This is a genomic window from Flavobacterium sp. LS1P28 (assembly GCF_003970335.1).
Taxonomy (GTDB): Bacteria; Bacteroidota; Bacteroidia; order Flavobacteriales; family Flavobacteriaceae; genus Flavobacterium.
This window is the reverse complement of sequence record NZ_RYDI01000001.1, coordinates 151334-166297: the sequence shown is the minus strand read 5'-3', so window position 1 is coordinate 166297 and position 14964 is coordinate 151334. Positions and strand designations below refer to the sequence as shown.

The 14964-nt window shown below is 36.3% G+C and carries 13 protein-coding genes; 2 read left to right on the top strand and 11 right to left on the bottom strand.

Annotation, left to right across the window (positions count from 1 at the left end):
- Nucleotides 1-5 precede the first annotated feature (5 nt).
- Nucleotides 6-356: a hypothetical protein gene (locus tag EKL97_RS00655; RefSeq protein ID WP_126567777.1), complete on the bottom strand. Its 351-nt coding sequence runs from the start codon at nt 354-356 to the stop codon at nt 6-8.
- A complete protein-coding gene (locus tag EKL97_RS00650) occupies nt 353-1882 on the bottom strand; it encodes a bifunctional GNAT family N-acetyltransferase/carbon-nitrogen hydrolase family protein (RefSeq protein ID WP_126452162.1) in 1530 nt (509 codons plus the stop codon). Before EKL97_RS00650 ends, EKL97_RS00655 begins: the two co-directional genes overlap by 4 nt.
- Nucleotides 1883-2060: 178 nt before the next feature.
- Here EKL97_RS00650 and EKL97_RS00645 point away from each other — a divergent pair, with 178 nt between their 5' ends.
- The gene (locus EKL97_RS00645) at nt 2061-2393 is read left to right on the top strand and encodes a single-stranded DNA-binding protein (protein ID WP_126452160.1); all 333 of its coding nucleotides are present in this window, start codon (nt 2061-2063) and stop codon (nt 2391-2393) included.
- A 310-nt stretch (nt 2394-2703) separates the two neighbouring features.
- On the opposite strand, the gene EKL97_RS00635 is transcribed toward EKL97_RS00645, so the two are convergent.
- From EKL97_RS00635 to metG, 5 genes are all read right to left on the bottom strand, one after another.
- Nucleotides 2704-3210, bottom strand: a complete 507-nt coding sequence (locus EKL97_RS00635) for a ferritin (protein WP_126457689.1) — start codon at nt 3208-3210, stop codon at nt 2704-2706.
- Between the two features lie 37 nt (nt 3211-3247).
- Entirely contained in the window at nt 3248-3877 is a 630-nt protein-coding gene (locus EKL97_RS00630) for a chloramphenicol acetyltransferase (RefSeq protein WP_126561401.1), read from the bottom strand.
- A gap of 165 nt (nt 3878-4042) precedes the next feature.
- Nucleotides 4043-5299, bottom strand: coding sequence for an OmpA family protein (locus EKL97_RS00625; protein ID WP_126457687.1), 1257 nt, complete (start codon nt 5297-5299; stop codon nt 4043-4045).
- 284 nt (nt 5300-5583) lie between these two features.
- Nucleotides 5584-6276 carry an HAD family hydrolase gene (locus EKL97_RS00620; protein WP_126457686.1) on the bottom strand — a complete coding sequence of 231 codons (693 nt, stop codon included), beginning with the start codon at nt 6274-6276 and terminating at the stop codon, nt 5584-5586.
- 206 nt (nt 6277-6482) lie between these two features.
- On the bottom strand, nt 6483-8543 hold the full coding sequence (gene metG / locus EKL97_RS00615; protein ID WP_126567774.1) for a methionine--tRNA ligase: 2061 nt from the start codon (nt 8541-8543) through the stop codon (nt 6483-6485).
- A gap of 385 nt (nt 8544-8928) precedes the next feature.
- On the opposite strand from metG, the gene EKL97_RS00610 reads away from it, so the two are divergent.
- Nucleotides 8929-10476, top strand: a complete 1548-nt coding sequence (locus tag EKL97_RS00610) for an aldehyde dehydrogenase family protein (protein WP_126452148.1) — start codon at nt 8929-8931, stop codon at nt 10474-10476.
- Between the two features lie 295 nt (nt 10477-10771).
- Here the strand turns inward: EKL97_RS00610 and EKL97_RS00605 are convergent, their stop codons facing one another.
- From EKL97_RS00605 to EKL97_RS00590, 4 genes are all read right to left on the bottom strand, one after another.
- Nucleotides 10772-11497 (bottom strand): metallophosphoesterase family protein, encoded by a 726-nt coding sequence (locus EKL97_RS00605; RefSeq protein ID WP_126452327.1) that lies wholly within the window; start codon nt 11495-11497, stop codon nt 10772-10774.
- Between the two features lie 274 nt (nt 11498-11771).
- Entirely contained in the window at nt 11772-12911 is a 1140-nt protein-coding gene (locus EKL97_RS00600) for an ATP-binding protein (protein WP_126457683.1), read from the bottom strand.
- 244 nt (nt 12912-13155) lie between these two features.
- Nucleotides 13156-13908, bottom strand: coding sequence for an SDR family NAD(P)-dependent oxidoreductase (locus tag EKL97_RS00595; protein WP_126457682.1), 753 nt, complete (start codon nt 13906-13908; stop codon nt 13156-13158).
- 49 nt (nt 13909-13957) lie between these two features.
- Nucleotides 13958-14830: an aldo/keto reductase family oxidoreductase gene (locus tag EKL97_RS00590; RefSeq protein WP_126452142.1), complete on the bottom strand. Its 873-nt coding sequence runs from the start codon at nt 14828-14830 to the stop codon at nt 13958-13960.
- Nucleotides 14831-14964 lie beyond the last annotated feature (134 nt).

Below are 14964 nucleotides of genomic sequence, written 5' to 3'. Positions count from 1 at the left end.
CGGTGTTAAATGTCTTTTTTGACTAGCATGTAATACTCATTGTCTAAAACTAAATACCCCTGATCGTACAGGAAATAGTAAGTATTTCCTGTTTTGGTTCGCAGAATATTAGTAAAAAATTCAAAATCAAAACCTTTGCTTAATAATTTTGCGCGGGTGGTTTTTGATTTTCCATCGGGATTAAGTTCAATTAGAATGCGGTAATTTTTACGCAACTTATTGTTGATGTTGCGCATAAAATTAGTGCTGTCTTTGTTTATTTTATTGTTGTAGGCGTTGCGACATCCGTCACTGCAAAACTTTTTATCTTCACGGCCTACAATTTTATCTTCACATTCTAAGCAGGTTTTTGTCATGGATTTATTTTTTTGATATCGTATAAATCAGTTCTACGGTCTTTTAGAATGCGTACGCTACCGTGCTCGTGAAGCTCTTTCAGTAAATCTAAATCTACGTCAACAATGAGTGTCATCTCGGTATTTGGGGTTGCTTCGGCTTTGATTCCATTACTTGGAAAAGCAAAATCAGAAGGTGTAAATACTGCTGATTGCGCATATTGAATATCCATGTTGTTTACCTTTGGAAGATTTCCTACACATCCTGCTATGGCTACATAACATTCGTTTTCAATCGCTCTGGCTTGTGCGCAATGTTTGACTCTGGTATAGGCGTTTTGAGTATCTGTCAAGAACGGGACAAATAAAATATTCATGCCTTCATCTGCCATTAATCTAGAGAGTTCCGGAAATTCAACATCATAACAAATCATGATGCCTATTTTACCACAATCGGTATCAAAGGTCTTAATTTGTGATCCTCCAGTCATCCCCCAGTGTTGTACTTCGTTTGGAGTAACATGAATTTTGGCATACATTTCTGAAGTTCCGTCTCTCTTGCATAAAAAACCCACATTGTAAAGCGTGCCGTTTTCTAAATGAGGCATACTTCCTGTAATAATGTTGATGTTGTACGAAATGGCTAGCTCCTGAAAGCGTTTGCGAACAGGCTCTGAATGTTTGGCTAATTCCCGTATGGCTTCTGCCTCGGACAAATGATTGTAATCCGCCATCAACGGAGCGGTAAAGAGTTCTGGAAATAATGCAAAATCACTGCCATACCCGGAAACGACATCAACAAAAAATTCACATTGTTCAAATAAAGCTTCCAGATTGTTGAGTTGGCGCATCTGCCACTGAACGAGTCCCAGGCGGATGACACTTTTCTTGAGGTTTATTAATTTAGGGCTTTCGTCGTAATAAATATTATTCCATTCTAGTAAAACGGCAAATTCTTTAGAATCGGTATCGCCTTCCAGATAGTTTTTCATGACCCGGATTACGTGAAAATCATTACTCAGCTGAAAAGAAAGCACAGGGTCGTGTAGCTCTTTTCTTTTTACTTTTTCGATATAATTTTTAGGAGTGAGGGTTTTGGCGTGTTGCCCATAATTTGGAATCCTGCCGGCAAAAACAATTGCTTTCAGATTCAATTGTTCACATAGTTCTTTACGGGCGTCATACAAACGTCTTCCCAAGCGGAGTCCTCTGTAGCTTGGATGAATAAACACATCTATTCCATACAAGACATCCCCTTGTGGATTGTGGGTCGAAAAGGTATATTTTCCTGTTATATCAGAATAATTATGGTTTTTGTCTACTAAGCTTTCATCCACAATTAGCGATAATGCAGAGCCTACAACTTTGCCGTCTACTAAGATTACGAGTTGGCCTTCCGGAAAAATGCTCAATAATTTTTCAATATGATGTTCTCTCCAATAGGAACCTACCATTTCCGGATACGATTCTACCATTGATTTTTTGAGCTCTTTATAGTCTTCAATCGCTAGATTTCGTAACTCTACTTTGTTTATTTTGGCTTGCATGAAATAATGATTTTATCAAATATAGCTAAAATTTACCAATTACAAACGGTTACAAATAGTTACAACCGAAAGTAAATAGTTAACAACCGAATGCTTTTTAGCTATGATCGCATCTTTGCCCTGTTGATTTGAAAGACCAATTCAACAAACATACACTAACATTTAAATAGTATACGCCATGAGCACATTAAGAAACAAAGTACAGTTAATTGGACATGTAGGAAATGATCCGGAAATCAAATCATTTGACGGAGGAAAAAAACTAGCTAATTTTTCCTTAGCTACAAATGAAAGCTACAAAAACGACAAAGGAGAAAAAGTAGAAGAAACCCAATGGCACAAACTCGTTGCTTGGGGAAAAACGGCTGAAATCATAGAGAAATATGTTACCAAAGGAAAAGAAATTGCCATTGAAGGAAAATTAACCCATAGAAGTTATGACGATAAAAATGGAGAAAAACGTTACATCACTGAAGTTGTCGTTGATGATGTTTTGCTTTTAGGGAAATAGGTTTTTCAAGACGAAGCAATAAAATAATGCCCTCTGTATCAGAGGGCATTTATGTTTTGAATCAGGATACTTTTTTTAATAAATCAAACAACGGACACCGCTTACAGCGATTGTCTTCCCCTTTTTTGAATTTTTTGCAACATTTAGATTTGCAGTTTTCTGCAATCTTAATGGTTTTAAGGATTTCTTTTTGATTTTTTTTCTTTTCCTTTTTTTTCTTTTCCTTTTTTTTCTTTTCCAATTTTTATAAAGAATTAAAAACTAAGGCAAATGTATGTTATTTTTATCTGTTCTAAATAAATTTTAACATTTAAATAGCAGGTTTGACAAGCGCCACTTGTTGTAAGTCTCTGTCAAATAAGTATAAACCGCCTTTGTCATCTCCTATTAAGTTGATTTTGTCCAAAATAGATTTTGCGGTCGCTTCTTCCTCAATTTGCTCGGCAACATACCATTGCAGAAAGTTATGTGTGGCATAATCTTTTTCAGAGAAAGTGATGTGTACCAACTCATTTATCGAATCCGAAACAAAAATTTCATGTTTATAAAGTTCCTCAAACATATCTTTGAAGGTTTCATAAGTAGTTTTTGGGGCTTTTAAGTCCGTTATTTTTGCATGGCTACCACGTTCATTTACATACTTGATTAATTTGAGCATGTGCAGGCGCTCTTCGTCAGATTGGGCAAACATGAATTGAGCAATTCCTTCCAGTCCGCTCACTTCAGCCCAACACGCCATAGAAAGGTAGGTTTGCGAGGATTCTGCTTCAATGCGAATCTGTTTGTTTAGGGCAATTTCAATATTTTTAGATAGCATAATTTTAGTTTTTAGTAAAGTTAAAAAAAATAAGTCACTACTGATTCATCAATTCCTGAAAACAATCCACAAATTGTCCCAGATGAAAACCGTCCATTAATCCATGATGTACATGAACAGACAAGGGCATGGTTCTTTTGCCACTAGGGGAGACTTTCATTTTGCCAAAAGATATTTTTGGACAGCTGTCCGGAAAGGAAAAACTTCTAGCATGGGATAAAGAGGAAAAATCCAGCCACGGAATTGCTGAAAAATGGATCACGTTATCCTCCTCAAAGGTTCGGGTAAAAAGTCCTGTTGTGGTTTGAATGCGGGCAATCTCTGTAGCGGAGGTCGTTTTGAAAACTGCAAAATCAGCATTGTATTCGATTAAAGAAAATCCGAAAGTGCCGTCCTCCCGACCAATTGTAGCTGAAGCATTAATTTGGTCACAAATATATATTTGGTCCTCTGAAACTCGATACTTAAAAGATTCAATGGTATTTACCGCTACTAATGTTTGGTGTAAATAATAATTAAAAAAAGAAGAATTTAGTGCTTTTGCAGCTGCATAAGCTTTCGTACAATCAATTTTGACTGTGGCTCCAAAAAAAGGTTCTTCAAATTGTCTAAAAAAATGAAAATGTTCTTTTCTGGGCCAATTTTCTATATCTAAAAGGGTTCTCAAAATGAAGGGATTTTATTTAAAGTTCAAAAGTACAGCTATTCTTTGTGAATAGTTAGGAGTTAGTTGATTCTCTATTCTAAAATGGAACAGTTAGATAAGGTGTAGTTCTAAAAAAAGCCCTAAAGAAATTTTCCTTTAGGGCTTTTTTATAAGTAAGTATGAAGCTTATTTTACGGAGAACGTAACTCTTCTAACTAATTTTCTTGCATTTACTGAATTTTTATCTACAGAGGTATCTTCACCGTTTGCAACAACATTCAATCTTGATGCATCAATGTTAGCTTTTACCAATGTAGTTTTAACATGGTTAGCTCTTGCTGTAGATAATTTATCATTGTAAGCAGATCCTCCTAATTCATCAGCATGGCCAATAATGTCTACTGAAGCAGAAGGATTGTCTCTCAAGTATGTTAAAATAAAACTAGTAGCTTCTGTAGATACGTCAGTTGGTCTTGATTGATCAAAGTTAAAATAAACAGCAACATAACCACCATTAATTAAACTTTTGATTAGTTCGTTATCATATACAACGTTACTATCGGGGGTTTTGCTAGCATAATTCTCTAGGACGTAAGCTTCTGTAGCATCAGGAACATTGTTGTTATTTTTATCAATTGATCTTCCTTTTGTGTCAACCAAAGCTCCTGCAGGGGTATTTTCTTCTTGATCTAAATAATTAGCTACGCCATCTCCATCCGTATCCAGCATTTTATTTTCGATAGCCATAAATCTTGTATCAATTGCATCAAATTTACCTTCGTGATCGATAACCCAGTCCGCATGTTTTTCGTTTTTACCTAAGTAAACTGTTAAACCTACTGTACCATTAAAAAGAATCCCTGAGAAACCTCTGGCATCACGAGTACTTGCACCATCAAAAGCGGCATCTTGCGCAGCATTAAGAATAGTTGTGAAATCTCCCGTTAGAGCAATTCTGTTTGATAGTTTAATTTGACCTGTAACACCGGCCATAAAGTTACCCATTCTGTCTTTCAACGCCGAATTTTGGTCTTCTAATTGTGCTAAACCAAAACCTGCATGACCCAATAAACCAAGAGTGTTTGTCCATGTTTCAAAATTCATGATTCTTCCTAAATTAGCGACGGCTTGAATATCTGCTCTGTAATATTTAGTGTCAAAATCAATTGAATTGTTTTTGCCTTGGAAGCTGTTGTATCCAATGTCAGCCTTTAAACCAAATTTGTTGTTGAACATATATCGAACTCCAAGATCAGCAACAAAAGGACTAGGTGTAGAGGTGAAATAACCAGCAGTCATTGGTCTTTGTGTTTTATTAACACCACCTGCTAATTCAACAGACCATTTGTTGTAATCGTTTTCAGTATTTTTCTGAGGTTCTGTTTGAGCGCTTAAAGTTGTAATCGCTGAAGCAAAAACTAACGTAAGTATGATTTTTTTCATCATATAAAAATTTAAAGTTTTTACAAACCTACAGTACAAAAATGGAGGATAGCCGGTAAAGAGTAAATTATATAAGGATTCGTTCCAATTGTAATAAACAATGTACTAAAACGGGCATTTTTTGAATGTTTTAAAGCGTTTTTGATAGCTCAAAATAGGTATTTATATGCTGAATTTGTGTCTTTTTTACTTAAAAAAGAGGTTTAAAGGGGCTAAATTTAAGACAGAACAGATCCGACAAATGCACTCGCATACTCTAATTTTAGCCAATTGGATTGGTGGATTTATCGTAATTCCAATCGTTTTAAAACGTCTGTTATTTTTTTGAAAGCAATGAAATTTTCGTGTTCTATTTTATGGTCAATTTTTTCATGTGCCCAAGTGGTATGAAACGGAATGTGAACGGCATGTCCGCCAATAGCTAAAACCGGAAGTATATCTGATTTTAAGGAATTGCCAATCATAAAAAATTCCGAAGGTTGTATTTCCAATCGTTTGATGAGATCGGAATAATCTTTTTCCTGTTTGTCTGACATCACTTCTATATGGTGAAAATAATGTCCCAAACCAGAATTGTGCAATTTTCGGCGTTGGTCTAATAAATCGCCTTTGGTAGCTACAACCAATTTGTATTTTCCGTTCAATGCGTCTAAAGTTTCTTGAACACCATCCAATAAAACGATAGGTTTCTCCAGCAATTCTTTTCCATATTGAATAATTTTTTCGATTATTTCAATAGGAATGGTATTATTCGAAATATTCATCGCGGCTTCAATCATCGAAAGAATATAGCCTTTGATTCCGTAGCCGTATAATTTCAGATTGTCAATTTCGACCTTGAAAAGTTCTTTAGAAATTCCCTGATGCGATAAATAATCTTCCATCAAACCGCAGAATTTTTTCTCCGTTTCATCAAAATAGGTTTCGTTGATCCATAAGGTATCATCGGCATCGAAGGCAATTACTTTTAAGCTCATATTTTTTTATTTACCGCGAATTCGCTAATTAAGTAAGTCGAAAGTTTAAAAGTCGTAAAGTCAAAAGAATTAACTTTAAGTAAAACAGCTTAAAATCAGATTGTTACATAATTTCATCCTGATTTTAAAATACGACATTATACCATGGTTATTACTTAATATATTTAAGATTACATATTAATTAGCAAATTTGCGGTTGTTTTTTCTTAATTTATAGTCTCTCCATTGGCAACGCCATCGGTATCCGGATTTACAAAAACCAGTTTCCCTTCGGCATTAGTGGTCATCAATATCATGCCCTGACTTTCTACGCCACGAAGGTTTCTTGGAGCCAAATTCACTAAAACAGTAACTTTTTTCCCTATTATATCTTCGGGCTTAAAACTCTCCGCAATTCCTGAAACAATGGTGCGCACGTCAATTCCAGTATCTATTTTCAAAATCAAAAGCTTGTTCGCTTTTGGCATTTTTTCTGCTTCCAAGATTGTTCCCGTACGGATATCCATTTTGGCAAAATCCTCAAATTGAATTGTTTCTTTCTGTGGTTCGGCTACTTTATTCTCTGCTTTGTTAGCCGTTTTAGTCGCCTCTAATTTGTCAATTTGTTTCTGTATTTCCTCGTCTTCAATTTTGGCAAACAATAATTCCGCTTCTCCAATTTGGTGACCAGCTGGAATCAAATCAGAGTTTTGAGCAACAGTATTCCAATTCAAAGGACTTTTTATTTTTAGAATTCTTGATAATTTTGTAGCTGTAAACGGCAAGAAGGGTTCGCAAAGTGAACTCAACGCAGCCGCAATTTGCAACGCAACGTACATTTGTGTCTGCACGCGCTCCGGATTGTCTTTGATTACTTTCCAGGGTTCTTCGTCGGCTAAATATTTATTTCCTAAACGAGCCACATTCATCAACTCGCTCAACGCTTCCCGGAATCTGTAACGCTCCAGAGAACTTGAAATCACCGCTGGATATGCTTTCAATTCCGTCAAAGTAGCTTCGTCCACTTCCGAAAGTTCATTTGGAGTAGGTACAATTCCGTTGTAATATTTATTGGTTAAAACTACCACGCGATTAATGAAATTTCCGTAAATCGCCACCAATTCATTATTGTTTCTCGCCTGAAAATCTTTCCAGGTAAAATCATTGTCTTTTGTTTCCGGTGCATTTGAGGTCAACGCATAACGCAACACGTCTTGCTGATTCGGGAATTCTTCCAAATATTCGTGCAGCCAAACCGCCCAGTTTTTTGAAGTCGATAATTTATTTCCTTCCAAATTTAAGAACTCATTTGCAGGCACATTGTCCGGCAAAATATAACTTCCTTCGGCTTTCAACATCGCCGGAAAAATAATGCAATGGAAAACAATATTGTCTTTCCCTATGAAGTGAACCAGTTTTGTATCCTGATCTTTCCAGTACGGTTCCCAATCTTTTCCTTCGCGCAAAGCCCATTCTTTTGTAGAAGAAATGTAGCCAATAGGCGCATCAAACCACACGTATAATTTTTTTCCTTCGGCACCTTCAACAGGAACGTCAATTCCCCAGTCCAAGTCACGAGTTACTGCACGAGGCTCTAAACCACCGTCAATCCATGATTTTACTTGTCCGTAAACATTCGGTTTCCAGTCGTTTTTATGTCCAACAAGAATCCATTCTTTCAGGAAATCTTCATAACGATCCAAAGGCAAAAACCAGTGTTTCGTTGCTTTCATAATTGGCGTTTCGCCTGTAATGGTCGATTTTGGATTAATCAAATCCGTAGCATTCAACGTAGAGCCACATTTTTCGCATTGATCGCCGTAGGCTTCTTCGTTGCCACATTTTGGACACGTTCCCACCACAAACCGGTCTGCCAAAAATTGATCCGCTTTTGCATCATACAATTGCTCGGTCACTTCCTCAATAAAATCACCTTTATCATACAGCTTTTTAAAAAATTCCGAAGCGGTATCATGATGGATTTTAGCCGAAGTTCTGGAATAATTATCAAATGAAATTCCAAAATCAGAGAATGATTTACGTATAATTCCGTCATATTTATCGATTACTTCCTGTGGTGTAATACCTTCTTTTTTAGCTTTCATCGAAATCGCCACGCCGTGCTCGTCACTTCCGCAAACAAACAAAACGTCTCTTCCCTGCAATCTTAAATATCTGGAATATATGTCCGAAGGTACGTAGACACCCGCCAAATGGCCAATGTGAATTGGGCCGTTCGTATAAGGCAATGCCGCTGTAATTGTATATCTTTTTGGATTCTGTATCATGATTCTATTTTATTGAGCACAAAAATAAGCAATCCAATTTTTATTTGGAGCTATTTCCCACTATCCCTTGCAAATATATTCACGGAACGTCGCAGGAAATAAAAGTTAAGATAAGTAATTGTTCTGTTTTTAAGATAAAATAGAATAGATTTACAACTATAGGGGATTAAAACTATAGTGTGTATCCGATTTTATTTTGCCTACCGATAACAAGGAACCTCAAAAGAAGATCATTTGGATAGAATTCTGAGATCTATAAAAGGGTTTGTTTTATAAAAAACAGATTTTGGATCCAAAGAACAAAATAAAAGTAGCAATGTTTAGTATTTGACGTTAAATCAATATATTTGTAAATAATATAACAATTTTTAATAAAAAAGTTACAATGATAACAATAGCAGATCAATTCGGAATCAAAGACGCCCTAAAGCAATTAGGGATTGAGGAGGTAAATGAAGGAACATCAACAGGAGCAGCTAATTTTGCCAATGGAAAAATCATCGAAAGTTATTCACCAGCAGATGGGACTTTAATTGGAAAAGTAAAAACGTCTTCTAAGGAAGACTATGAAAAAGCAATGCAAAAAGCTTCGGAAGCATTTTTAGAATGGCGTATGGTTCCAGCTCCTAAAAGAGGGGATATCGTTCGCCAGATGGGAGATGAATTAAGAAAATTCAAAGAGCCTTTAGGAAAACTAGTTTCTTATGAAATGGGAAAAAGTCTTCAAGAAGGATATGGCGAAGTACAGGAAATGATTGATATCTGTGATTTTGCGGTGGGATTATCCCGTCAATTGTACGGATTAACCATGCACTCTGAAAGACCTTTGCACCGGATGTATGAGCAATACCATCCAATAGGAACGGTTGGAATCATTTCAGCGTTTAACTTTCCGGTAGCAGTTTGGAGTTGGAACGCTATGATTGCTTGGGTTTGCGGTGATGTTGCCATCTGGAAGCCAAGTTCAAAAGTACCTTTATGTGGAATTGCTTGTCAGAACATCATTAAAACAGTGTTAAAAAGAAATAACGTTCCTGAAGGCGTTAGTTGTTTAGTAACAGGAAATGAATCCGGAGACTTAATCAATAATGATAAGAGAATTTCGCTGGTTTCTTTTACAGGTTCAACTAGAATAGGTCGTCACGTATCAAAAACTGTTGCCGAACGTTTTGGAAATACTATCCTTGAATTAGGAGGGAACAATGCCATTATCGTTTCGGAACACGCGGATATCAGTATGGTATTAGTCGGAGCGGTTTTTGGAGCGGTAGGAACAGCAGGACAGCGTTGTACCTCAACCAGACGTTTAATCATTCACGAAAGTGTATATGACAAAACGATCAGCGTGTTGAAAAATGCGTACGGACAATTGCAAATAGGAAATCCATTGGATGAGAATAATCACGTAGGACCGCTGATCGATAAAGGTGCTGTTCAGGAATATTTGAATGCGATTGAAAGCGCTAAAAAAGAAGGTGGAAAAATTATTGTTGAAGGTGGTTTGGTTGAAGGAGAAGGATATGAAAGTGGTTGTTATGTAAGACCATGTATCATTGAAGCTGAAAACCATTTTAACATTGTGCAAACAGAAACTTTTGCTCCTATTTTATATGTAATGAAATACAGCACGATTGAAGAAGCGATTGCGTTGCAAAACGGAGTTCCACAAGGACTTTCTTCTTCGATTTTTACAAACAGCATGAGAGAAATGGAATTGTTCCTTTCTCAATCGGGTTCCGATTGTGGAATTGCCAACGTAAATATTGGTACTTCAGGAGCTGAAATTGGTGGTGCTTTTGGAGGGGAAAAAGAAACTGGCGGCGGACGTGAATCGGGTTCTGATGCATGGAAAGCCTACATGAGAAGACAAACTAATACTATCAATTACGGAACCCAATTGCCATTGGCACAAGGAATAAAATTTGACTTGTAACCCCAAAATAGAATTAACTAAAAAAGGCAATTTGAATATTTCAAATTGCCTTTTTTAGTATTACAAATTCCTTGTAAACTTATTAAAAAACACGCACAATAATCTTTGTGATGTAATCTAACCCGTCATACACATCGAAAAAAACAAACCCTTTTCTACAGCAATAATAAAATCCAAAGTGCCCAGACAAATATATTTGACTTAGACGATTTTTTTTTGTTTTTTAAAGCTTGTGCAAGTGTTAATGTGGCAGTAATAGATCACTTTTAAACACAGGTTTAAAAAAATAGGACATCTAATTTCTTCCTTTTTCGTCAAAATACAATTGGTTCAAAGGTTCACTTTGCCAAAACTCCTTGGTGTCAACATCCATAATAGTCAATGGTCCTTTGAAGGCTGCTCCGGTATCTACATTCCAAACATTTGCCTTTTGAACGGGAGTCGTTTCACCTATTCGGGTGACAGGCGTGTGACCAATATAGATTTCATTATATAAAGTAAAGCGTTTTGGGTAAAACGCATGGTCGGTTTTCATTGTCGTGTCTAATGCCAAGGCCGTTTCCCATAAGGTTCTGTCCCAATAGAAAAGCCCGGGAAAATATTCAAAGTCAACACCATTCATATTCGTAAAACCGGCATGGACAAAAAGCCGTTGTTGCTCGTCCAGATGAAAATTTTCTAATGATTTCAGGAATTCAATGTGTTTTTTCTTGGTTTCTAAGCCAACCGTTTCGTAGGCTAAAACAGTTGCTTCTCCACCATGTTTGTGCCAAAGCAGATTGTCTTTGCTTTCGCCGAGCCATTCCAGCAATAAATCATCATGGTTCCCACGGATGCAGATGCAGTTTTGTTTGGTTTTCAGAGCAATGATAAAATCTAGTACTTGAGGCGATTGACTCCAGCCATCGACGTAATCTCCCAGAAAAATCAGGGTGTCGTTTTTAGTAACATTGGCTCTTTCCATAATTTGGTGCAATGCTCGCAAACCACCGTGGATATCGCCTATAACAAGTGTTCTCATGTACGGGTTGTTCATTTATTAGTCTAAAAACAGCAAGAAATACGAGCTGTCTTTCAAGGTATAAAATTAAGTAAAAGAGTGGTGAAGTACTACTTTTTAACTTATTTTTTTAACTAAAGTTAAAGGAGCTCTTTTTTAAAAATTCTGATTTTTATTGCAAATAACAGGGCTAAATTCCTCAAATCTCATTTTAAAGTAAAACTTAAAATATCACTACTTTAGGGGCTTATTTTACTTTTCAGGACATTTTAAAAATAAATAAATCAACAAAAAATTACTGCACATCATATTTCATCTTTCTCAAAATTCGCAACGCTTCCTTAAACGATAAATACACGTGGTTGAAAGGTTTCAACAGTACTTTGGCATCTATTAGCTTTTGTTTGGCTTCTTCAAAACCGTTGAGGTAGCAAATCATAAATGTTGAGGGTAAATTCTCTAAATCTTTTTCTTCTCGTTTGCTTAATGAAAGTCCTTTTTGGAGTTTGTTCAGCAAAGTAATATTGGCATTATAAATATGGAACAGCATTTTCTTGTTGAATTCCGGTGGTTGAAAAAGCATCTCTCTCTCAATTTTATAATAGCCATTGTCGTGAAAATGAATCGTTTGTTTTTCTAAAGGATAATAACTCGTTTTATCATTCAGACCCAAAGGAACATACTCAATAATGGTAAAAGTATCTTCGTCAAAAGTGATTTCGACCACATCCTGAGCCGAATAAAACAGCTTGATTTGTTCGTTGATCAATTCAATATCCACGCGGGATAAATACGTTTTATCACGGGATTTTTTTGCAATTCCTGCCCAGCAAATCACAAATAACTCCTTGAATACTTTATACTTTGGCGACATGTCTTTGTGGCGTAAATTCATAAAATCAATCACGCCATCAAGTGTGTATTCAATGCTGTTTCGGGAGTTGTTTTCAATGCCAATTACGGTTTCCGTATTCTGATAATTCTTTTCAATTTCGCCTTCAACCGGTGTCGTGTTGCTGCCTCTTCGGATAAAAATACTGTTGGCAGGAATCGTGTGAATTCCTTTTTTGAAATAGGAGGTGTTGCTTTTTGGCTTGATTGTTACCAGTCCGATAACCTTGTCCTTTGGTAGATTTGGAAAAGGTATATTTTCATATTGAATTTTGGGTGGATTCTCCAGATAGGCATTCACTAAATTCTGAATCCGACTGTCATCAAAAAAATCATCCCCCACAATAGTATTGTCTTGGTCTTCAACCCCCACTACAATATAGGAGTTATTCATAGGGTTTGAATTGGACAGCGCGCAAATGTGTTTGAGAAACTTGGCTTTTCCTTCCCGTGTATGCAAATTTAACTGGCGCTTTTTGTCATAAAAACTACTTTCATCATTGTGAGCAAGCAGGTTTTTAATAAGAATGCGTTTGTTGATCATTGGTACTGTTTATTATGTATTTTTTTTTTCAGTGTTGTAAAGACATATTTGTTGATCCTATTTTGATCCTTTTCTATCAGAATATTTTAATAAACTACCGCTAATTCGCAGATTTTAAAATTAATTAGAAAATCTGCGAATTAGCGGTTGCATTTTTACCTGTTGCATTTTTTGTTTATTCCCTTTTATAAATATAATGATAACTCGATGTATTGTAGTGTTTTATAATAAATAATGGGGATAATCAATTCCTTTTTAAAATAGTAGCAGCGGCTTGTGCGGTTGGCAACACCATCAAATCGGCAATATTTACATGGTACGGTCTGGAAACTACAAAGTGAATAATGTCAGCAATGTCTTCAGGATGTAATGGCTCAAAACCTTTGTATACATTGGCGGCTCTGTCTGTATCGCCTTTGAAACGCACTTCACTGAATTCTGTTTCCACGGCACCGGGATGAATGGCTCCCACCCGGATTCCATAAGGATTCAAGTCCATTCGCATAGCTTGGTTTAAGGCATCAACAGCATGTTTGGAAGCACAATAGACGTTTCCGTTTGGATATACTTCTTTTCCGGCTATGGACCCAATGTTGATAATATGACCTGATTTTCGTTCGATCATTTGTGGGATTATGGCTTTTGAGACATACAAAAGTCCTTTTACATTGATGTCAATCATGGCATCCCAGTCGTCTAAATCTCCTTTTTGAATGGGGTCTAAACCATGTGCATTTCCGGCATTATTAATCAAAACATCAATTGTAGCAAAGACTTCCGGAATAGAATTGATGCTTTCGAAAACCGCTTTTTTATCTCGAACGTCAAAAGACAACGTATGCACTTTGGTAAATGCTGAAAGCTCCTTTTTGAGTTCAGTCAATCGGTCCTCACGGCGTCCGCAAAGAATAATCTGATAGTTATTTTTAGCTAATATTTGTGCTGTTGCTTTACCAATTCCGCTGGTGGCTCCGGTCACTAAGGCTGTTTTAGTCATGAAATTTTTTTCTTTTTTGATTCTAAAGTTGTTGAGTTGAATAGGGATTCTAGGCTACATTTGTTCCCATACTTGCTGCCCAAATAGCAAACCAATCTTCTTTGTCTAATTCTAATTCAACGGCTTTCATCAAGGATTGGATTCGGGCTACATTTACCGTTCCGGCAATAGGAATTACTTGAGCAGGGTGTTTTAAAATCCAGGACAGCAAAATCGAGTCGGAGCCTAAATGGTATTTTGAAACTAAGGTCGCCAATAATTTTTTTAAGCGATGGGTTTGCGGAATATCTTTTCTGAAAACAGATCCAAGTGGATTCCAAGACATAGGCCGAATGTTATTGGCCTGCATATAATCAAAACTTCCATCCACCATAGGTTCGAAATTAGTGGCCGAAAATTGGACTTGATTGTACAAGACTTCTGTTTTTTGACCAATTAATTCGGTTTGTGTAGAAGTGAAATTAGAAACTCCAAAATCGATGATCTTCCCTTCTGATTTTAGCTTCAAAACGGCTTCGGCAATTTCATCCGGCTGCATCAAAGGACTGGGTCTGTGTAGTAAAAGCACGTCTAAATAATCGGTATGCAGGTTTTTTAAGGAGTTTTCAACGGACCAGATGATGTACTCTTTTGAATATTCATAATGTTTGATCGTATTGTTCCGGTTTTCGGTCACCATTTGGATTCCGCATTTGGATATCAATTGCATTTTTTCCCGGTCAATACTGCTGGCTGCAAATGCTTTTCCAAAATCAGACTCGGTGGTGTAATCCCCGTAGATATCAGCATGGTCAAAAGTGGTGATTTTATTTTCTAAACACACATTAATCATGTTTTCCATTTCTTTGGTATTGAGATTTTTATCCCAAATCCCCCAGTTCATGACGCCTGCTACAATGGGTGATAATTTAGTTTTATTCATGTTTTTTATTTTTTATTAAAATGCGTAAATCTTCAAATTCGAAATATATTTTCCAAAGTTCTTAAAAATATAAAAATTGTATCATAATTCGGCCTTAAAATTAAGTCTTTTGTCGAAGTTTTAACCATTTTTTA

Bases quoted from the DNA above. Each gene is read 5' to 3' on its own strand.
- EKL97_RS00625 (WP_126457687.1), bottom strand. From the start codon at position 5,299: ATGAAAAAAATCATACTTACGTTAGTTTTTGCTTCAGCGATTACAACT.
- EKL97_RS00655 (WP_126567777.1), bottom strand. From the start codon at position 356: ATGACAAAAACCTGCTTAGAATGTGAAGATAAAATTGTAGGCCGTGAA.
- EKL97_RS00650 (WP_126452162.1), bottom strand. From the start codon at position 1,882: ATGCAAGCCAAAATAAACAAAGTAGAGTTACGAAATCTAGCGATTGAA.
- EKL97_RS00600 (WP_126457683.1), bottom strand. From the start codon at position 12,911: ATGATCAACAAACGCATTCTTATTAAAAACCTGCTTGCTCACAATGAT.
- metG (WP_126567774.1), bottom strand. From the start codon at position 8,543: ATGATACAGAATCCAAAAAGATATACAATTACAGCGGCATTGCCTTAT.
- EKL97_RS00590 (WP_126452142.1), bottom strand. From the start codon at position 14,830: ATGAATAAAACTAAATTATCACCCATTGTAGCAGGCGTCATGAACTGG.
- EKL97_RS00635 (WP_126457689.1), bottom strand. From the start codon at position 3,210: ATGCTATCTAAAAATATTGAAATTGCCCTAAACAAACAGATTCGCATT.
- EKL97_RS00605 (WP_126452327.1), bottom strand. From the start codon at position 11,497: ATGAGAACACTTGTTATAGGCGATATCCACGGTGGTTTGCGAGCATTG.
- EKL97_RS00620 (WP_126457686.1), bottom strand. From the start codon at position 6,276: ATGAGCTTAAAAGTAATTGCCTTCGATGCCGATGATACCTTATGGATC.
- EKL97_RS00595 (WP_126457682.1), bottom strand. From the start codon at position 13,908: ATGACTAAAACAGCCTTAGTGACCGGAGCCACCAGCGGAATTGGTAAA.
- EKL97_RS00645 (WP_126452160.1), top strand. From the start codon at position 2,061: ATGAGCACATTAAGAAACAAAGTACAGTTAATTGGACATGTAGGAAAT.
- EKL97_RS00610 (WP_126452148.1), top strand. From the start codon at position 8,929: ATGATAACAATAGCAGATCAATTCGGAATCAAAGACGCCCTAAAGCAA.